The sequence below is a fragment of the Streptococcus sanguinis genome (assembly GCF_013343115.1).
In the GTDB taxonomy this organism is placed as follows: Bacteria; Bacillota; Bacilli; order Lactobacillales; family Streptococcaceae; genus Streptococcus; species Streptococcus sanguinis_H.
Window position 1 is genome coordinate 1,481,375 of record NZ_CP054570.1, and the last position, 17,473, is coordinate 1,498,847.

22 protein-coding genes, 1 pseudogene and 1 other annotated feature are annotated in these 17,473 nt (G+C 44.0%); of the genes and pseudogenes, 4 read left to right on the forward strand and 19 right to left on the reverse strand.

All coding sequences use genetic code 11. From position 1 onward, the window contains the following. Nucleotides 1-47: 47 nt before the first annotated feature. Nucleotides 48-773, forward strand: a complete 726-nt coding sequence (locus FOC72_RS07035; RefSeq protein WP_002896180.1) for a pseudouridine synthase — start codon at nt 48-50, stop codon at nt 771-773. A gap of 33 nt (nt 774-806) precedes the next feature. On the opposite strand, the gene FOC72_RS07040 is transcribed toward FOC72_RS07035, so the two are convergent. The 4 genes from FOC72_RS07040 to FOC72_RS07055 all read right to left on the reverse strand — a co-directional run bounded on the left by FOC72_RS07040 (nt 807) and on the right by FOC72_RS07055 (nt 2,342). After that, entirely contained in the window at nt 807-1,046 is a 240-nt protein-coding gene (locus FOC72_RS07040; protein WP_002896181.1) for a DUF4190 domain-containing protein, read from the reverse strand. 89 nt (nt 1,047-1,135) lie between these two features. After that, a complete protein-coding gene (locus tag FOC72_RS07045; protein WP_002896183.1) occupies nt 1,136-1,516 on the reverse strand; it encodes a rhodanese-like domain-containing protein in 381 nt (126 codons plus the stop codon). Nucleotide 1,517: 1 nt separating this feature from the next. Next, nucleotides 1,518-1,736: a YqgQ family protein gene (locus FOC72_RS07050; RefSeq protein ID WP_002896185.1), complete on the reverse strand. Its 219-nt coding sequence runs from the start codon at nt 1,734-1,736 to the stop codon at nt 1,518-1,520. A 90-nt stretch (nt 1,737-1,826) separates the two neighbouring features. Then, a complete protein-coding gene (locus FOC72_RS07055) occupies nt 1,827-2,342 on the reverse strand; it encodes a Dps family protein (protein ID WP_002896187.1) in 516 nt (171 codons plus the stop codon). Nucleotides 2,343-2,508: 166 nt separating this feature from the next. Between FOC72_RS07055 and FOC72_RS07060 the strand changes: the two genes are divergently transcribed. Further along, nucleotides 2,509-3,171 (forward strand): prepilin peptidase, encoded by a 663-nt coding sequence (locus FOC72_RS07060; RefSeq protein ID WP_002896192.1) that lies wholly within the window; start codon nt 2,509-2,511, stop codon nt 3,169-3,171. On the opposite strand, the gene FOC72_RS07065 is transcribed toward FOC72_RS07060, so the two are convergent. Next, nucleotides 3,165-3,614, reverse strand: coding sequence for an effector binding domain-containing protein (locus FOC72_RS07065; RefSeq protein ID WP_011836639.1), 450 nt, complete (start codon nt 3,612-3,614; stop codon nt 3,165-3,167). The two genes, FOC72_RS07060 and FOC72_RS07065, sit on opposite strands and share 7 nt — an antisense overlap. Before the next feature lie 78 nt (nt 3,615-3,692). On the opposite strand from FOC72_RS07065, the gene FOC72_RS07070 reads away from it, so the two are divergent. Both FOC72_RS07070 and FOC72_RS11565 read left to right on the forward strand, forming a co-directional pair. Then, nucleotides 3,693-4,592 carry a helix-turn-helix transcriptional regulator gene (locus FOC72_RS07070; RefSeq protein WP_002896196.1) on the forward strand — a complete coding sequence of 300 codons (900 nt, stop codon included), beginning with the start codon at nt 3,693-3,695 and terminating at the stop codon, nt 4,590-4,592. 96 nt (nt 4,593-4,688) lie between these two features. Next, nucleotides 4,689-4,829: pseudogene (locus tag FOC72_RS11565) on the forward strand (prepilin peptidase); the annotation flags it as partial. Here the strand turns inward: FOC72_RS11565 and trpA are convergent. The 14 genes from trpA to rsmD all read right to left on the reverse strand — a co-directional run bounded on the left by trpA (nt 4,798) and on the right by rsmD (nt 17,441). Continuing rightward, complete coding sequence (trpA, locus tag FOC72_RS07075; protein ID WP_002896199.1) at nt 4,798-5,577, reverse strand: tryptophan synthase subunit alpha; 780 nt, start codon at nt 5,575-5,577, stop codon at nt 4,798-4,800. The pseudogene FOC72_RS11565 and the gene trpA sit on opposite strands and share 32 nt — an antisense overlap. Further along, nucleotides 5,570-6,793 (reverse strand): tryptophan synthase subunit beta, encoded by a 1,224-nt coding sequence (gene trpB / locus FOC72_RS07080; RefSeq protein WP_002896202.1) that lies wholly within the window; start codon nt 6,791-6,793, stop codon nt 5,570-5,572. Before trpB (FOC72_RS07080) ends, trpA begins: the two co-directional genes overlap by 8 nt. Further along, on the reverse strand, nt 6,783-7,370 hold the full coding sequence (locus FOC72_RS07085) for a phosphoribosylanthranilate isomerase (protein ID WP_002896203.1): 588 nt from the start codon (nt 7,368-7,370) through the stop codon (nt 6,783-6,785). Before FOC72_RS07085 ends, trpB (FOC72_RS07080) begins: the two co-directional genes overlap by 11 nt. Further along, the gene (gene trpC / locus FOC72_RS07090) at nt 7,357-8,124 is read right to left on the reverse strand and encodes an indole-3-glycerol phosphate synthase TrpC (RefSeq protein ID WP_002896205.1); all 768 of its coding nucleotides are present in this window, start codon (nt 8,122-8,124) and stop codon (nt 7,357-7,359) included. Before trpC ends, FOC72_RS07085 begins: the two co-directional genes overlap by 14 nt. Beyond that, nucleotides 8,121-9,125, reverse strand: coding sequence for an anthranilate phosphoribosyltransferase (trpD, locus tag FOC72_RS07095; protein ID WP_002896206.1), 1,005 nt, complete (start codon nt 9,123-9,125; stop codon nt 8,121-8,123). The genes trpC and trpD overlap by 4 nt, the downstream gene beginning before the upstream one ends. A 10-nt stretch (nt 9,126-9,135) precedes the next feature. Next, nucleotides 9,136-9,699, reverse strand: a complete 564-nt coding sequence (locus tag FOC72_RS07100) for an aminodeoxychorismate/anthranilate synthase component II (RefSeq protein WP_002896207.1) — start codon at nt 9,697-9,699, stop codon at nt 9,136-9,138. Beyond that, complete coding sequence (trpE, locus tag FOC72_RS07105; protein WP_002896208.1) at nt 9,696-11,054, reverse strand: anthranilate synthase component I; 1,359 nt, start codon at nt 11,052-11,054, stop codon at nt 9,696-9,698. The genes FOC72_RS07100 and trpE overlap by 4 nt, the downstream gene beginning before the upstream one ends. 402 nt (nt 11,055-11,456) lie before the next feature. Continuing rightward, nucleotides 11,457-12,638, reverse strand: coding sequence for a tryptophan synthase subunit beta (gene trpB / locus FOC72_RS07110; protein WP_002896210.1), 1,182 nt, complete (start codon nt 12,636-12,638; stop codon nt 11,457-11,459). Nucleotides 12,639-12,700: 62 nt separating this feature from the next. Further along, nucleotides 12,701-12,929, reverse strand: a binding site (T-box leader). 99 nt (nt 12,930-13,028) lie between these two features. Beyond that, nucleotides 13,029-13,544, reverse strand: a complete 516-nt coding sequence (locus tag FOC72_RS07115) for a VanZ family protein (RefSeq protein WP_002896211.1) — start codon at nt 13,542-13,544, stop codon at nt 13,029-13,031. Beyond that, nucleotides 13,531-14,619 (reverse strand): dual-specificity RNA methyltransferase RlmN, encoded by a 1,089-nt coding sequence (rlmN, locus tag FOC72_RS07120; protein WP_002896212.1) that lies wholly within the window; start codon nt 14,617-14,619, stop codon nt 13,531-13,533. Before rlmN ends, FOC72_RS07115 begins: the two co-directional genes overlap by 14 nt. Continuing rightward, nucleotides 14,616-15,197 (reverse strand): YutD family protein, encoded by a 582-nt coding sequence (locus FOC72_RS07125; protein WP_002896213.1) that lies wholly within the window; start codon nt 15,195-15,197, stop codon nt 14,616-14,618. Before FOC72_RS07125 ends, rlmN begins: the two co-directional genes overlap by 4 nt. A 181-nt stretch (nt 15,198-15,378) precedes the next feature. After that, nucleotides 15,379-16,422 carry a SepM family pheromone-processing serine protease gene (locus FOC72_RS07130; RefSeq protein ID WP_002896216.1) on the reverse strand — a complete coding sequence of 348 codons (1,044 nt, stop codon included), beginning with the start codon at nt 16,420-16,422 and terminating at the stop codon, nt 15,379-15,381. Then, on the reverse strand, nt 16,409-16,903 hold the full coding sequence (gene coaD / locus FOC72_RS07135; protein WP_002896217.1) for a pantetheine-phosphate adenylyltransferase: 495 nt from the start codon (nt 16,901-16,903) through the stop codon (nt 16,409-16,411). Before coaD ends, FOC72_RS07130 begins: the two co-directional genes overlap by 14 nt. Further along, a complete protein-coding gene (rsmD, locus tag FOC72_RS07140; RefSeq protein WP_002896218.1) occupies nt 16,893-17,441 on the reverse strand; it encodes a 16S rRNA (guanine(966)-N(2))-methyltransferase RsmD in 549 nt (182 codons plus the stop codon). The genes coaD and rsmD overlap by 11 nt, the downstream gene beginning before the upstream one ends. Between the last annotated feature and the right edge of the window lie 32 nt (nt 17,442-17,473).

Consider the following 17,473-nt stretch of genomic DNA (forward strand, 5'->3'; position numbering starts at 1 on the left):
CATCCTGAAAATTTATGATATGATTTAGAAAAAAACAAGGAAAACAGATGCGCCTCGACCAACTGTTGGCTGCCAATCATATCAGCCGAAAAAAGATGAAACAAATCCTTTTACAAAAACAGATTTTAGTGGATGGTAATCCCGCCTGCAAACTCAGCCAAAATGTTGATACCGGCTTACAACAGATTACTTTTCAAGGAAAGCATGTCAGCGGCCCTGCCCACCGTTACTACATGCTGAATAAACCCGCAGGTGCAGTCACTGCCAATCGCGACGCTGAAAAATTGACTGTTCTGGATTTGCTGGATAAGGAGATAGAGAAAGAAAATCTTTACTCTATCGGACGGCTGGATAGAGATACCGAAGGGCTTCTTCTGATTACCGATAATGGTCCTCTGGGATTTCAGCTGCTGCACCCTCAATACCACGTTGAAAAAACTTACTATGTAGAAGTCAATGGACCTTTAACCTCTCAGGATAAAATTACCTTTCAAGAAGGCATTCGCTTTTTAGACGGCACCGTCTGTCAGCCTGCCCAGCTTTCTATCCTCTCTACCAGCTCCAGTCTGAGCCGTGCTACCGTCAAGATTTCCGAGGGGAAATTCCACCAAATCAAAAAGATGTTTCTGGCAGTTGGTGTCAAGGTCACCTATCTCAAGCGAATTCAATTCGGAGATTTTACATTAGACCCAGATCTAGCAAAAGGCGATTACCGTGCTTTGAACCAAAAAGAATTAGAGATCATTAAAGAATATTTAGAGAAAAGTCGGTAAAACAAAAAAGCTTTAAATAATAAAGCTTTTTTGTTAGTAGCCTGCTCCATTCATAAGTACCATAACATTTAGAATCCAAACAATTACGGAAATTACAATCCCTACGATACCCAGAATTTTTTCTGTTTTATAGTCTAATTTAGACTCTTTTTGATGTGAATTAGCCAACACCAAACCGATAATACCCAAAATAAGACCTACCAATGGAATGAAAAAACCAAAGATGATAGATAGGATACCTAAAACAAGTGAAGATTTTTTCTTTTCTTGCATGTTCTAAAAACTCCTTAAAATTAATATTAATTTATTATAACATAAGAAACTGGCTTTGTATATATAATGCGACAAATTTTTGATTTATGTTAACTAGCCTTCACCTTGCCATTCCAAGAATCCAACCCATAAGAAAGAATATAGATTTCTTTAAATCCTTGTTTTTTCAGATACAGAGCCGCATTGGTTACGCGCTGACCACGACTATTTTCATAGAGGAGAACAGCCTTGTCCTTGCGAAGTGCACCGACACTATCCTTGAGCTGCTGAGATGGAATATTGCGAGCGCCTAAGATATGCTTCCGGTGAAAATCAGATGGATCCCGCAGATCAACCAACTGCCCTTGGCGAATCAAGTCTTCAAATTCCCCGTTATCCACGATTTTTGCTGCCTGACGAAGGCGCAAATAATTAAAGCCCATCCAGCCAAGTATTCCCAAAAGTACCGCCCACAAAATCCAAATTGTCATCTCAAGTCTCCTTTTTCTTTTCTAAATATTCTAACTCTAAGCGATGTTCTCGTCGCAAGACTGCCTCCGCCTCAAAATAAGCTAGCTTATCCATTAGACCGGCATCGTAAATCCTCTTCAGCTCAATTTTCATCATCTCAATATCGTAAAGGCGCTTGCCCATATAGATAATGATTCCGAAACTTTTAAGAAATTGCTGAACATCATACAGGGGTTTCATGAGCTATATTTTATCAGATTTTCCAGCGCTTTTCAAGATGAAAAAACAGAAAGGAAAGCCTGTTCCCTTTCTGCTTCGCATGGATCATTTTTATAAACCCGGTGCTTGACCAATTTCAGCTGTCAGCATCCAGATAGTCTTTTCAAGGTCAGCCTTGGCACCGACAAAGATATCATTGGTTACATCGTCCCCTTCTTCGTCTGTTACATCCAAAGCTTCTTGGTAAAGACCTGTCAGATAACGGAAAATCTCAATCACACGCGCCAGACTTTCTTCTACATCCTTGCTGAATTCACCAGCTTTTTCTTCAATCTTGCTGTGTTGGATAAACTCGGTCAACGTAGAATAAGGCTTGCCTCCTAGTGTAATCAAGCGCTCGCTGACTTCATCCAAAGTTGTATCCAAAGTTTCCATGTATTCATCCATTTTGGGATGCCAAACCATGAAGCCTGTGCCACGCATATACCAGTGAACTTGGTGTAGAGCGATATGAGCTGTATAAAGATCTGCCACTACTTGGTTAAGAATAGCCTTAGTCTTTGGCAAAGCCTTTTGATTGCTGAAAGTTGCTACGTCAGTTGCTGCACCATTTTTTACTTGTGTCATTGTATCTACCTCGTTTTTATTTATAATGATTCTAATCTTTTTAGATTATGGTTTAATTATAATGCTTCTAAATAAGAAAGTCAAGACAAAAGATTCAAAAAAAGACTTTATTAGAAAAGTTGCAAAATTTCAGAATTTTTCTGTTTAAATTTACGAATAAATAAGTATGATTCACCTATACTTTTTTATCGTTGGTACTGTCTTTGCCTCATTCCTAGGCTTGGTCATCGACCGCTTCCCAGAGTGGTCTATCATCACTCCCGCTAGCCATTGCAATGCCTGCGGGAAAAGATTGGCACCGCGTGATTTGATCCCTATTTTTTCCCAAATTTTAAATCTTCTTCGTTGCCGCTTCTGTGGAGACAAGATTCCCTTACGCTATTTATTTTTTGAATCTATCTTGGGCAGTCTTTTTCTGGCAACCTCCCTGGGCATTCTTTCCATTAGTCAATTATTGGTAGTCACCATGGGCTTAACCTTAGCTATCTACGATCAAAGAGAGCAGCAATATCCCCTGATGGTATGGCTGATTTTTCAGCTCTTGCTAATGGTGACAACAGGCGTCAACTTTCTCATGCTCTTCTTTTTAGCCCTAGGACTTCTAGCCTTCTTTTGTAATCTTCGTATTGGAGCTGGTGACTTTCTCTTTCTGGCGTCCTGCTCAGCCATTTTCAGTCTGACGGAAATTCTCATTCTTATCCAAATCGCTAGCTTCGCTGGTCTCGCCTGTTTTTGCTTTAAAAAGAAAAAAGACAGGCTGGCATTTGTACCCTGTCTTTTGTTTGGTGTGGTGGTGATTATTTCTTATAAATCCCTACTCTTTTACTGAACTGGAACCCAAAGCTCAACTTCTGCATCCATAGGATTCCCGTTTAAAAGTATTTCTAAGATAATTCCATCTTGGTAAAGGGAACTGCTTTCTTCCTCAAAAAAGTTATCCTCCAATTGGTCAAACAGGAGTCTTGATTTATCACCACTGGCTGAACTTACTAAATAATCTTTCTCTGGGACGAGAATGCTTTCGTAGTCTGCCACAGCATTCTTTGCCGCAACTCCTGCGTAGTATTGAATACCATCTTTATGAGGAACAATCAAAGCATAGCCTTTTTTGTCTAGAGAATGGGGCATCAATTTCCCCAGCATTCCTTCTTTAAATAACTGAGCGTAGAACGCTGTCTTCTCTTTAGAATAGTGCTGTTCATGAACCGTAGTTCCTTCTATCAAAATACTCCTACCAATCAGGGTAAACGATGGTTTGGTTTGATGTTTCATTATATGAACTCCTTTCTTTATGGTATAATCATAACAAAAGTAATATGACATCTATCTGTCATATTTAAGGAGAAAATCATGAAAATTGACCGTCAAATGGGAATCATTTCTCATTTAGTAAATCAACGAAAAACAACAGCTAAAGAACTATCAGAACTTTTTAAAGTCAGCACCCGAACTATTATGAGAGATATTGATGATTTATCTCTTGCAGGCATTCCTCTCTATGTAATGAAAGGAAAAAACGGAGGAATTTTTCTTATGGAAGACTTTCAAACTGATAAACCTCCCTTGACTCAATCCGAACGACTTTCAATCGAATCCGGTTTAAAAAGTCGCTATCAAGTATTGGAAGATACCTCTACTTTCAATGCTATATTGAAATTAAATGCTACCAATACATACTCTGATTTCGAAATTGATTTGTCTCTATCTCAAGGGAACTTGGAAATACGAACTTTGATTTTTAAGTTATTGGAAGCTATCAGAGGTAGAGTAAAAATAAAATTTTCCTATATTAATTCGCAAGGACTGGTGAGTCAAAAAAATTGTGAGCCTTACCGTATTGTCTATAAGGACCGGAGTTGGTATATGGATGCCTACGATACTGATAAAGCGCGGTTTTCTGTTTTTAAAGTTGCTAGAATTAGTGAACTTACTCTCTCCGATACTTTTTCAAAAAGACATTTTACACCACTTCCCTATGATGGTGGTGCTTGGATGAATGAAAACAAAGTACCTGTCATCCTGCATGTCCAGAAAATTGTTCTTGATCGATTTGTGGAACTCTTAGGCTATAATGCAATAAAACCTATTAATAGCAATATTTACGAGATTACTTATCCTTTAAACGACAATGATTGGGGATACAATACCTTGCTTGCTTTTGGAAAATACATCACTGTTATATCTCCTAAGCATTTCTTGAAACATTTCACCAGCTATATAGATACCATTCATAAGCAATATCCAAACTAATATTCAATCAACATCAAAAATCAAACATTTCTTAAAAATGAATTATACGAAACTTACTTTTTTATGGTGATAAAATTCAAAAATATGGGTCAGGCTCTAATCCTTATCCAAATCGCTAGTTTCTCTGGCCTCGCCTGCTTCTGCTTTAAAAAGAAAAAAGACAGGCTAGCATTTGTACCTTGTCTTTTGTTTGGTGTGGTGGTGATTATTTCTTATAAGCTGCTGCTTCTTGGATAAAGGCCGCTATACTGGCGTCCTTTTCATGAAGAGCTTTGACAATCTTAGATCCGACAATGACTCCGTCTGAGACTTGATTGAAGCGATCAACATCCTCTAAAGTTGAAACGCCAAAACCTGTCAGCACTGGAATCTCAGCAATATCATGGAGCTTGCTCAAATGCTGGTCCAAATCATTGCGGTAGCTTCCGCTCTTACCTGTCACACCGTTGATAGCTACAGCGTAGATAAAACCTTCAGCTTCCTTGATCAGCTCCTGCTGACGTTCTAGGCCAGTCGTCAAGCTCACTAAAGGAACTAGAGCAATATCTGAATCTTCCAGCAGAGGCAAGATAAAGCCCCTGTGCTCATAGGGCAGATCCGGAATAATCAATCCTTTAACCGGTGTCGTAGCCAAATCCTTGACAAAATCTTTGAGCCCGTACTGGAAAATAGGATTAAAGTAGGTCATGATGATGAGAGGCAGCTGAGTGTCCAAATTCTGCAAGCTTGCGACTAAAGACTTGGCCGAAGTATGGTGACCCAGACTTCTCAGACCGGCTTCTTCAATAACTGGCCCATCTGCAACAGGATCTGAAAATGGCAGACCGATTTCAATGGATGACACACCCAAGTTTTCCAAAAATGCGATAGTTTCTGGTAATCCGGCTAAACCTTTCTCGTGATCACCAGCCATAATATAAGGAAGGAAAATTCCCTTGCCTTCTCTTTTGATGGTTTCTAAATGCTGAGTGAGTGTTTTAGTCATGGGCACCTCCTTTTTGAGCCGCTTCTTTTTCCAAGCGTTCTTTTACCTGAACGACATCCTTGTCACCACGGCCGGATAGGCAGACAATCATTGATTTATCTGGTCCCAACTCCTTAGCCAGCTTAACTGCGTAAGCAATAGCGTGGCTAGACTCTAGAGCAGGGATAATCCCTTCGATACGAGACAGGAGCTGAAAGGCTTCCAAGGCTTCTTCATCCGTTACTGGAACATAAGTGGCGCGCTGGATAGCGTTAAAATGAGAATGTTCGGGACCGATGCCTGGATAGTCCAACCCGGCAGAGATAGAGAAAGCTTCCAGAATCTGCCCTTGCTCATCCTGCAAGACATCCATCAAGGCACCGTGTAAAACCCCCGGGCGGCCCTTGGTTAAGGTCGCAGCATGTTCATCTGTATCCACGCCCCGCCCAGCTGCTTCTGTTCCATACATAGCAACTGAGCTATCGTCTACAAAGGGATAAAAGAGCCCAATAGCATTGGAACCACCGCCAACGCAGGCGACTAAAGCATCGGGTAAGGCACCTGCATTTTGCTCAGCAAACTGACGCTTGGCCTCACGTCCAATCACACTCTGATAGTCGCGGACAATCTCTGGGAAGGGATGGGGCCCCAAGGCTGAGCCCATAATATAGTGAGTATCATCGACCTGAGCCACCCAAGCTCGCAAGGCAGCATTGACTGCATCCTTGAGGACTCGAGAGCCATCGGTCACAGACTCTACCTTGGCTCCCAGAAGTTCCATTCGAAAGACATTGAGTGCTTGGCGCTTGACATCTTCTTCGCCCATATAGATAGTGCAGTCCATGTTGAAAAGGGCTGCAGCTGTGGCGGTGGCTACTCCGTGCTGGCCCGCACCAGTCTCCGCAATAATTTTCTTCTTGCCCATTCGCTTGGCTAATAGGACCTGACCTAGGGCATTATTGATTTTATGTGCCCCGGTATGGTTGAGGTCTTCCCGCTTCAGATAAATCTTAGCACCGCCAGCATAGGCTGTCAGATTTTTAGCAAAATAGAGAGGATTTTCTCGCCCTACATACTGCTTTAGCAACTCGTCCAGCTCAGCCTGAAAGGCTGGGTCTTTTTTACTCTCACGGTAGGCTTTGTCTAGCTCCAAAACTGCTGTCATCAGCGTTTCAGGAACAAAGCGCCCACCAAACTCACCGTAAAATCCTTCTTGATTGGGTTGATTATATGCCATCTTTCACTCTTTCTATAAATTCTTTTATCTTTTCTAAGTCCTTCTGGCCGTCAGTTTCGACCCCGCTTGAGACATCAACTGCGTAAGGAGCGAAGTGCTGAATAGCTTCTCGAACATTTCCTGCATTCAAACCACCGGCGATAAAGAAGGGCTGATGGATTTGACCTTTATCAAAAGCTTGCCAGTCAAAGGTCTGACCACTACCAGCAAGTGGTGCATCAAAGAGCAGGTAGTCCGCTTGTTGGCTGACTCCTTTTAACGCACCCTTGACCTGATAAGCTCGAATAACCGGCCGGCCGATCTCAGACAGAAGATCTTCATTAAAATCGCCATGAATCTGCACCAAATCCAGATTTGCCACCGAAATAGCTTCCTGCAGCTCTGCCAAGCTCGGAGAGACGAAAACTCCTACCTTTCGGACAGCAGGCGGCACCAAGGCAGCTAGCTTCTGAGCTTGCTCCAAACTGACCCTCCGACGGCTCTCAGCAAAGACAAATCCAATGTAATCCGCACCAGCCTTGCATGCCGTTTCCACAGCGCTGGCCGTTGATAAGCCGCAAATCTTAACCTTTGTCAATTTTCAGCTCCTTGATTTTTTCTGCCACATCCTCAGCCTGCATCAGGGCTGTTCCGACTAAAACCGCATGGAAATAAGGAGCTACCAGCTCAGCATCTTCCTTGCTGAAAATAGCGGACTCAGATACGTAAACCCTGTCATCTTTGAAATGGGCAGACAGCTGGAGACTTGTATTGATATCTGTTTCAAAAGTAACTAGATTGCGGTTATTGACACCGATTATCTGTGCTCCTATTCTATGGGCAATTTCCAGCTCCGCCAGATTATGGGTTTCGACCAGAACTTCCAAGCCTAACCCCGTCGCAAAATCATAGAGTTCTTGCAGCCGCTTTTCAGACAAGGCAGCCACAATCAGAAGAATAACCGTCGCTCCGGCATTACGGGCGCGAACAATCTGCTTTTCATCAATGATAAAGTCCTTATTGAGGGTTGGAATGGTCACTTGACTGGAAATCTCTCTCAGGTAATCCAGATGTCCTTTGAAGAAAATCTCATCTGTCAGGACCGAAATCATAGCTGCACCGCATCGTTCATAGGTGCGAGCCTGCTCAACAATATCCACACCGAGATTAATATCTCCTAGACTTGGGCTGGCTTTTTTAACCTCAGCAATCAGCTGCAGCTCTTGAGGATGGCTTTTAAGATAATCATAGAGAGAATAGGTCGAGCGCAGGGGCTGCAGCTCTTCATAGGACATAGCCGCCACTTCCTGCTCTTTTTGCTTTAGAATGGTCGGAAGAAATTCTTTGCTCATTTTTGATACTCCTGTAGCTGCTTGAGTTTTTCATAGGCTGCACCACTGGCAATCACTTGGCGGGCTAAAGCTATTCCTTCTTCTACGCTGTCTGATTTCCCATTAGCGTAGAAGCCCAATCCCGCATTCAGAACTGTCGTTTCTAGATAGGGGCTGACTTGATTTTGCAGGACAGATAGCAGAATTTCTGCATTTTCCTTGGCATTGCCTCCACGAATCGCTTCAAGAGGTATTTCTTCCATGCCAATATCTGATGGCAGAAAGCTGTGCAGGCTGATTTGCCCATTTTCCAGCAGAGCATACTGGGTACGGCCATGAAGACCCGCCTCGTCCAAACCATCTGGACCCGACACGACTACTGCGCGCTTACGCCCCATATTTTTTAAAACCTCTGCTGTGCTCTCTAACATATCCGGCCGGCTGGTCCCCAAAAGCTGAGTTTCTAGACTCATGGGATGGATAAGGGGGCCAGTTAGATTCATGATTGTGGGAATGCCTAAGCTAAGACGTGCTGGCATGATGTATTTCATGGCTGGATGCATATTCTTTGCAAAAAGAAAGACGATACCTGTCTGCTCAAAAATCTTGCCCAAGCTAGCAGCATCCAAGTCTAGATTGATACCCAGAGCTTCTAACACATCAGCTGAGCCCGACTTAGAAGAAATGGAGCGATTGCCGTGCTTAGCCATCTTAATCCCGCCACCTGCCAGTACAAAAGCTGCTGTAGTCGAAACATTGAAGCTGAAAGACTTGTCCCCACCCGTACCGCAATTGTCCATGGCAGTGCGAATAGTGGTTGGAATCTGCTTAGCATGGCCTCGCATTACCTGAGCCAAAGCAGTTCGTTCCTTAATCGTCTCCCCCTTCATCTTGAGCCCCAGCAAGAAGGCTACAATTTGGGACTCTGTCACCCGTCCGGTGACAATACGCTCAATCACATCTGTCATCTCAGCGCTGCTTAAATCCTTAAAATCAGCTAGTTTTGCAATAATCTCTTTCATACATCCTCCTTTACTTTACTAAGTCGATAAAATTCTTGATAGACGACAAGCCATCTGGCGTGCCAATACTTTCTGGATGATACTGAAAACCATAAATAGGCAGGCTCTTATGCTGGATAGCCATGATCGAGTTATCATCAGCTGCCCGAGCCGTCACTTCAAAGTCCTCTGGCATCTCCTCAATCAAAATCGAATGATAGCGCATGACCGGCTGCCCAGCCTCTATTCCTTGATAAATTGGAGATTTCCCCTCAAAGCGCAGAATACTTTGCTTGCCGTGCATGACTTTGGGAGCCAAACCTAGCTTTCCGCCAAATACTTCTGCAATGGCTTGGTGCCCCAAGCAAATCCCCAAAATCGGCTTTTTACCAGTAAAATCGCGGATAAGCTCTTCCATCCGTCCTGCATCTGCTGGCCAGCCTGGACCTGGAGACAGAACCAAAGCATCTGCTTCTTCTGCCGCTTGATAAAGTCCTGCATCATCATTACGCAAGACCTTAACTTCTGCAAAATTGCCGATATACTGGGCTAGATTATAAGTAAAAGAATCATAATTATCAATCAATAAAATCATTGCATCTCTCCTATCTTGGTCATTGATTTGGCCTTATTGATGGTTTCTTGGTATTCATTAGTAGGGATCGAGTCATAAACAATACCCGCTCCAGCTTGAACGTAAGCTCTGCCATTTTTCAAAATCATGGTCCGAATAGCGATGGCAAAATCCATATCACCTGTCGCAGACAGATAGCCGATAGCCCCCGCATAAACGCCACGTTTTTCCTGCTCCAGCTCATAAATTCGCTTCATAGCTCGAATCTTAGGCGCGCCCGAGACAGTACCGGCCGGCAGGGTCGACTTGAGTGCATCCATGGCTGTCAGTTGAGGCAGAAGCTGACCACGAACTACACTTGTCAGGTGCATGACATAGCGGAAATACTCCACTTCCATGTACTTAGTGACTTCCACGCTGTTATTCTGGGCGATTTTACCAATATCATTACGCCCCAAATCAACTAACATGCGGTGTTCCGCCACTTCCTTCTCGTCAGCCAGCAACTCCTCTGCCAAGGCTTTATCTTCTCTTTCATCCTTCCCACGCGGTCTGGTTCCAGCAATAGGATTGGTCGTAACCTGACCCTGCTTGACAGAGACTAGACTCTCTGGGCTAGCTCCGATAATCTGATAATCTCCGAAGTCATAAAAGTAGAGATAGTTGGAAGGATTGGTCACGCGCAGATTGCGATAGTAATCTAGTGGTTTACCAGAATATTCTGCTGAAAACCGCTGACTGAGCACACATTGGAACATGTCGCCCTGCCGAATCAAGCTACGCGCTTCTTCCACCATTTTTTCAAAAGCCGTCTGCTCGATATGACTCTGGAAGTTCAAACTGGACAGTTCCAGTGGTGAAAATTCATCTGCTGCTGGCTGCGCCAGCTCAGCCATAATCCTCTCCAGCCTAGCAGCCAAATCAGCTTCGCTCCTATCACTGTAGAGCGCCTCCTCAACGATATAGACCTTGTCTTTTTTATGGTCAAAAACCATGTAACTCTCATAGACGAAAAAGTGCATGTCCGGCGTCCCAATCACATCAGCTGGAATCTGGCCAATCTCCTCATAGAGGGAAATCATATCATAGCCAACAAAACCGATGGCTCCACCACCAAAAGGCAAGTCTGAATGATGAGCTTTCTTTACTGCCAACTCATGCAGATAGTCCAAGGGATCTGCCTTGATTACTTGCCCATTCTTTGTTAGCTGGCCATTTTCATAGCGAACTTCAAAGACTGGGTTATAAGCTAGGATAGAAAAGCGAGCTGTCTCGCTATCTCTTGGAATACTTTCCAAAATCACCTTGTGGTCGCCCTGAATCCGCATATAAGCCAGAATCGGCGATAAAATATCAGCTGGTAAAATCTTTTGCATAATTTTTCTTTCTATTTAATCAGAAGCGTTTAGGTAGGAGCAATCTGCTAGCCATGACTGCATTCACAAGAACAGATAGCACCTGTCCACGGTCATAATTTGCCCCAGAACTACAGAAAAACGCCCACACAGTTCATCCTGTGAGGGCGTATCATCGCGGTGCCACCTCAGTTATGGAGTTTTCAGACTCCACATCTCATTTACTTATTTACAGTCATTTAGATCCCTTTTAGTAGAAGGCAGCATACTGGTTTACAGCAAAGCATGCTAACAAAGTAATAAAAGTTCAACTAATGGACAAAATTTTGACTCCAACAGCCCATTTCATAACTTCTCCTGCCTGTTCTCAGCAACCACAGACTCTCTGAAAGGAGGGATGTTACTACTCTTCTGCTGGGTATTTTATTTTCGTTTTTCTAGATAGTCGGCAATGGCTGCCACGTCCTTGTCTCCACGACCAGATACATTGATAATGATGATTTGGTCAGATGACAGTTGCGGAGCTCGCTTGATGGCTTCAGCAATGGCGTGAGAGCTTTCGATCGCCGGCAAAATTCCTTCCTTTTGTGTCAATAGAAGCAAGGCATCCACAGCTTCATCATCTGTCGCGGCCACGTATTCTACTCGACCGGAATCTTTAAAGAAAGCATGTTCGGGACCAACTCCAGGATAGTCCAAGCCTGCTGAAATGGAGTAAACCGGTGCCACCTGACCATCTTCAGCAAAGACAGCGTAGGTCTTCATACCATCCACTACTCCGACGCTTCCCTTGGTCATGGTCGCCGCATGCTGGTCTGTATCAAGACCCCGTCCAGCTGCTTCAACACCAACCAGCTTGACTTCTTCATCCGCCACATACTGGGAGAAGGCGCCGATAGCATTAGATCCACCACCTACACAGGCAATGACATAGTCTGGCAAACGACCTTCCTTGTCCAAAATCTGACGGCGAGATTCTTCACTAATCACCTTTTGGAACTCATGGACAATCGTCGGATAGGGGTGAGGACCGACAGCTGAGCCCAAGACATAAAAGGCTTCCAAATCGTTCATCCAAGCTCCAAAGGCTGCATCCACTGCATCCTTGAGGGTTTTGGTTCCTGTTTCCACAGCGTGAACAGTCGCTCCCATCATTTCCATACGGAAAACATTGAGGCGCTGGCGCTCTACATCCTCTGCACCCATGTAAACATCGCACTTCATACCAAACTTAGCTGCTGCTGCCGCAGTTGCCACACCATGTTGGCCAGCTCCAGTTTCAGCGATGACTCGGGTCTTGCCCATGCGCTTAGCTAGAAGAATCTGCCCCAAAACATTATTGAGCTTATGGGATCCCAGATGATTGAGATCTTCCCGCTTCAGATAAATCTTAGCTCCACCCAGATGCTGGGTCAGACTTTCTGCATAGTAGAGCGGGGTTTCCCGACCTGAATAATCCGCCAAATAATGTCGGTATTCATTTAAAAATTCTGGATCATCCTTATACTTCTCAAAAGTCGCTTCCAATTCATCCAGCAAGGCTTGGATAGGCTCCGGTACAAAGGAGCCGCCGAATTGTCCAAAATATCCTTTAGTTTCTGTCATATTAATTGCCTCATTTCTTTATTTTCAAGCAAAACAAAAGCCCACACACAGAAAAAAATCTGTGTGAGGGCGTATAATCGCGGTGCCACCTCAATTATGGAGCAAAGTATAGACTGCCTCCATATCTCTGTCTTGTCTAACAACAAGCTGCACTGTAAGGTGTGCTCACCGAATTTTTATTGCTTCAAATTCATTTTTTGCATCAGCCCACTTCATAACCTTCCACTGCCTGTTTCCACCAACCACAGGCTCCCTGAAAGTAGAAAAATTATTACTTTTCTGATGATTTATTTTATTATAGGCCTTTCCCTTTTTCTTGTCAAGAAAAAATTTAATTTTTTCTTCTAAACCCGAACTTTTCTCTTGCTAATCTCTTTTGAAAGCGTCGCCTTAACGATTTTTCCAGATTTTTCGACCAAGCTGAAAAGCCCGCCAAGCCAGATACCCACCCAAAGTATTGGTCCAGAGATCATCAATCTCAAAGACTCGATTGGCATTGATAAGAAGGTCCAGCAGAATCTGAGTCACTTCGATAGACAGACTCATCCCAAAGCTCAGCCATACAATCTTCTTTGTCTTCCGCAATTTCGGAAAGAGCCAAAGCAACTGAAAAATTAAGGGCGACAGCAAGAAGATATTGGCTAGATTTTGGATAAAGACCTTGACCAGCTGGATCCAAGAAGTAATCTCTCCAATATTGACAAAGGAATTAAAAGGGATTAACAAAACCACTATTCGACCAAAATACTGGATCCCCGGCGTTTCCATTCCCGGCTCTGGAACTTGAGGAATAAAGCACAGAATGCAAAGCATCAAGAAATAGAGCCAGCTCCCCCATGCCAGCAATCTCCGTCCCTTAGCAGTCAGCTCACCGGCTGAAGTCAGATAGTTCTTAAGGCTGAACATTTTCTACCAATGCTTTCTCGCGATCACGCTTCATGGTATTAGAACGCAGCTGGCCGCAGGCTGCATCAATATCCGTACCATGTTCCTGACGGACCACACAGTTGACTCCGGTTTTCTTGAGGGTATCGTAGAAGGCCATCACGCGCTCTTTGGGACTGCGGCTGTATTGGTCATGCTCGCTAACGGGGTTGTAAGGAATGAGATTGACATAAGACAGTTTCTTAATGTTCTTGAGCAGCTCAGCCAGTTCCTTGGCCTGCTCTACCCCATCATTGACTTCATTGAGCATGATGTACTCAAAGGTCACACGACGGTTGGTCGTCTCAATATAGTATTCGATAGCCGCAAAAAGCTTTTCGATAGGGAAGGACCGGTTAATCCGCATGATGCTGGTCCGTAAATCATTATTCGGGGCATGGAGGGATACAGCGAGATTAACCTGCACACCTTCATTGGCAAAGTCACGAATCTTATGAGCCAGACCTGATGTCGAAACCGTGATATGGCGGGCACCGATAGCTAAACCTTTGTCATCATTGACCGTCCGGACAAACTTGAGCACATTGTCATAGTTGTCAAATGGCTCACCAATTCCCATAACTACGATGTGGCTGACCCGCTCATCCTGACCACGCTCGTCAAAATACTTCTGAACCAGCATAATCTGAGCTACAATCTCACCGTTATTGAGGTCGCGTTGCTTTTTAATCAAGCCGGAGGCACAGAAGGTGCAGCCGATATTGCAGCCAACTTGGGTAGTCACACAGACTGAAAGTCCATAGTGCTGGCGCATGAGCACCGTCTCAATCAGCATACCATCCGGCAGCTCAAAGAGGTACTTGACCGTACCGTCAGCCGACTCCTGAACAATGCGCTGTTTAAGCGGATTGACGACAAACTGATCATTTAGCCTGGCAATCAAGTCCTTGGATAGATTGGTCATCTCTTCAAAAGACTGAACCCGTTTGCGGTAGAGCCACTCCCAAATCTGGGAGGCACGAAATTTCTTTTCTCCCTGAGCTTCCGCCCATTCAATCATTTCCTGACGCGTTAAGCTATAAATAGATGGTTTCATTTTTCTCCTTTATTCTGACGAATCACAAAATGGCGATTGCTGTCTTTGGGATTTTTCTGCCTATCTTGCTGGGAATTGTTGCGAGAGCGCTTATTGTCTCTTTTAGAGCGGCTGTCTCGGTCTCGCTCGCTTCTGCGATTGCGGTTACTCCCCGAACGGCTGCTGCGAGAACGTTTTGACCGACCTTCTGACTCTTTCTTGCCATGCGATTTTTTATCAAAAGAAGCGCGCTGGGGATTTGGATTTTCCAAAACAAAATAAGCACAGCCGTAGCTGCAGTACTCCAGCAAGTAGTCTTCTAAGCGGCTAATCTTCTCATCGCTTTCATTAGCCCGCTCGTCCTTGTAAAAACCGCGCAGGCGCAGCTGCTCGTTGCCCCAGTCACCGACAATATAGTCAAACTTGGTGAGAATTTCTGAAAAGCGCTGATGAAAGGCCGTTAAGTCAAAGCCTTCCTTATAGTTCTCAATCAATTCAAACTCGAATTTTTCTGCAACAATTTTGCTATCAATCTGTTTAAACTCCGGTCCTGGGAATTTATTATAATTATACAATTCAGGTGAAATATCTTTACGCATACTCTTCCTTTAACAATCTTGGATAGTTTATCTACAACACTTTATTTTATCATAAATCAGCCAGTATTTCGCGGACTTTTCATCAAAAATATCTTTCTGAAAAAAGTCAGACGATTTAAAGTAGAAAAGGCCAGCTGATTTTGTCTGTTTCACAAGAAAAATCTTAGCAAAAGCTAAGATCTTACTTGTTCTTTTTCAGATAGTCAATGGCGTCCTGCAGCGTTTTAACTGGAACAATTTTCATATCCGTTTTAATCTTCTTGGCTGTCTCCAGAGCCGTTTGGTAGTTGTTTTTCCCATTAGGAGAAAGCTTTTTCTCTTCCTCTGTAAGTTCATTGTTCGGTGCAAAGAAGATGTCTGCTCCGCTTTGGGCCGCTGAAACGACTTTCTTATTGATTCCGCCGATTTCACCAACTTCGCCTTCTCGGCTGATGCTGCCGGTCCCTGCAATATCGCGGCCGTCACGAAGGGTCGGATCAGCCAACTGGGTATAAATAGCGAGACTGAACATGAGACCAGCACTAGGACCGCCGATACCCTCAGTTGAAAATGTAATCGGAATATTACTGCTGACTTCCGTCCGGTCTATCAGACTAATCCCAATCCCGTTCTTACCGTTCTCCAACTTGATAACCTTACCAGTTTCTGATTTCTCCTGACCATCTTCTTGGAAAGTCACCTTGATTTTATCCCCAAGCTTCTGCGAGTTGACATACTTAACCAGCTCCTCAGAGCTTTCAAATGTCTTATCATTGACACCAGTTACCGTATCAGCAATATTGAGAACTCCCTTGAAGGTTGAGTTATCAGCCACCTGCAAGACATAAACTCCCAGATAGTCCATTTTGATCTCTTTACCAGCCGTTGTCAACCCTTGATATTTAGCCATATTTTGTGATGTTTCCATGTAAAATTGGTTGATCCGATTGAACTCTTCATCCGTGGAGCCACCCGTCATATCCTTGGCAGAATAAATATCTGTAAAAGGGGTCAGCCAAGCATAGACCAGATGAGCAAAGGTTGCCTGCTCTACTCCGACCGTCACAAAGTTGTAGGAACCCGCTTCCTTGTCGGCCTTATTATCAACCAGCAAGACCTGACGAACATCCTCGGCACCACCAGGAACTTCTATATAATAAGGCAGACGAACGTAAAGAGCTGCTATAAAAAAGGCAATAGTGACGCCAATGACCGTCGGCAATATAAACTTCTTAATTCTTTTCATTGTTGATTCTTTCTAATTCTTTGATTACACTTTGGGGCACATAGGCCGCGATATCCTGCTGAAAAGCAATCAGCTCACGAATACGTGATGAACTGATATGCTGATAGACTGGTTTGCTGAGCAAGAAAATCGTCTCCATTTCTCCTGCCAATTCCTGATTGAAAAAGTTCATATTGGCTTCATAGTCTAGATCTTGACTGTTACGGAGACCGCGCACAAAGGCTTGGGTTCCTAGTCTTCTGGCCACTGTCACTGCTAGCTCATTCTGAGAAGTGATTACCTCGACATTATCCAAATGCTGCAGAGCTTCTTTGACCATCCGCTCTCTGGACTCAATTGTAAAAAAACCTGACTTTTCCCGGTTATAGAAAATCCCTACATAGAGCTTATCAAAGAGCCTGCTGGCCCGCTCAATCAGGTCCACATGGCCCTTGGTCATCGGGTCAAAAGACCCTGTGAATAGTCCTATTTTATCTGACATACACCGTCACCTTTGAAATTCCATATATCTTCTGTTTCCAAATGCCTAGCCCTGCGATTTCTTCCGGCAATTTCACTTCCTTATCTGTCTCACAGACTACCAGGACATCTTGACTCAAGAGCTGGCGCTCCTCTAGCTTCTCAAGGTCCTCCACAATCTGCTCCTTGGCATAAGGCGGGTCCAAGAGAACCAAGTCAAAAGACCCTGTCAACATTTCCAAGGCTCGGCCAGACTCCATCTTGAGCAAGTCAAAACGTTCCGGCTCCTTGGTCATCTGAATATTCTCTGAAATGATAGCCTGAGCTCTGCGATCCTTTTCGACTAAGACAGCTTCCTCCATGCCTCGCGAAATAGCTTCAATGGCCAAACTTCCGCTCCCAGCATAAAGATCCAGCACCCGACCGCCGTCAAAATAGGGACCAATCATATTAAAAATTGCCCCCTTGACCTTATCGGTCGTAGGTCTAGTCGTCTTGCCGTCCAAAGTTTTGAGGGACCTACCCCCGTATTTACCTGCAACAACTCTCATAAAAAACATTATAACACACATCGCACAAGAGGCCAATTTTT

Coding starts and splice junctions, on each gene's coding strand:
- FOC72_RS07035 (WP_002896180.1), top strand. CDS start 48: ATGCGCCTCGACCAACTGTTGGCTGCCAATCATATCAGCCGAAAAAAG.
- FOC72_RS07040 (WP_002896181.1), bottom strand. CDS start 1,046: ATGCAAGAAAAGAAAAAATCTTCACTTGTTTTAGGTATCCTATCTATC.
- FOC72_RS07045 (WP_002896183.1), bottom strand. CDS start 1,516: ATGACAATTTGGATTTTGTGGGCGGTACTTTTGGGAATACTTGGCTGG.
- FOC72_RS07050 (WP_002896185.1), bottom strand. CDS start 1,736: ATGAAACCCCTGTATGATGTTCAGCAATTTCTTAAAAGTTTCGGAATC.
- FOC72_RS07055 (WP_002896187.1), bottom strand. CDS start 2,342: ATGACACAAGTAAAAAATGGTGCAGCAACTGACGTAGCAACTTTCAGC.
- FOC72_RS07060 (WP_002896192.1), top strand. CDS start 2,509: ATGATTCACCTATACTTTTTTATCGTTGGTACTGTCTTTGCCTCATTC.
- FOC72_RS07065 (WP_011836639.1), bottom strand. CDS start 3,614: ATGAAACATCAAACCAAACCATCGTTTACCCTGATTGGTAGGAGTATT.
- FOC72_RS07070 (WP_002896196.1), top strand. CDS start 3,693: ATGAAAATTGACCGTCAAATGGGAATCATTTCTCATTTAGTAAATCAA.
- trpA (WP_002896199.1), bottom strand. CDS start 5,577: ATGACTAAAACACTCACTCAGCATTTAGAAACCATCAAAAGAGAAGGC.
- trpB (WP_002896202.1), bottom strand. CDS start 6,793: ATGGCATATAATCAACCCAATCAAGAAGGATTTTACGGTGAGTTTGGT.
- trpC (WP_002896205.1), bottom strand. CDS start 8,124: ATGAGCAAAGAATTTCTTCCGACCATTCTAAAGCAAAAAGAGCAGGAA.
- trpD (WP_002896206.1), bottom strand. CDS start 9,125: ATGAAAGAGATTATTGCAAAACTAGCTGATTTTAAGGATTTAAGCAGC.
- FOC72_RS07100 (WP_002896207.1), bottom strand. CDS start 9,699: ATGATTTTATTGATTGATAATTATGATTCTTTTACTTATAATCTAGCC.
- trpE (WP_002896208.1), bottom strand. CDS start 11,054: ATGCAAAAGATTTTACCAGCTGATATTTTATCGCCGATTCTGGCTTAT.
- trpB (WP_002896210.1), bottom strand. CDS start 12,638: ATGACAGAAACTAAAGGATATTTTGGACAATTCGGCGGCTCCTTTGTA.
- FOC72_RS07115 (WP_002896211.1), bottom strand. CDS start 13,544: ATGTTCAGCCTTAAGAACTATCTGACTTCAGCCGGTGAGCTGACTGCT.
- rlmN (WP_002896212.1), bottom strand. CDS start 14,619: ATGAAACCATCTATTTATAGCTTAACGCGTCAGGAAATGATTGAATGG.
- FOC72_RS07125 (WP_002896213.1), bottom strand. CDS start 15,197: ATGCGTAAAGATATTTCACCTGAATTGTATAATTATAATAAATTCCCA.
- FOC72_RS07130 (WP_002896216.1), bottom strand. CDS start 16,422: ATGAAAAGAATTAAGAAGTTTATATTGCCGACGGTCATTGGCGTCACT.
- coaD (WP_002896217.1), bottom strand. CDS start 16,903: ATGTCAGATAAAATAGGACTATTCACAGGGTCTTTTGACCCGATGACC.
- rsmD (WP_002896218.1), bottom strand. CDS start 17,441: ATGTTTTTTATGAGAGTTGTTGCAGGTAAATACGGGGGTAGGTCCCTC.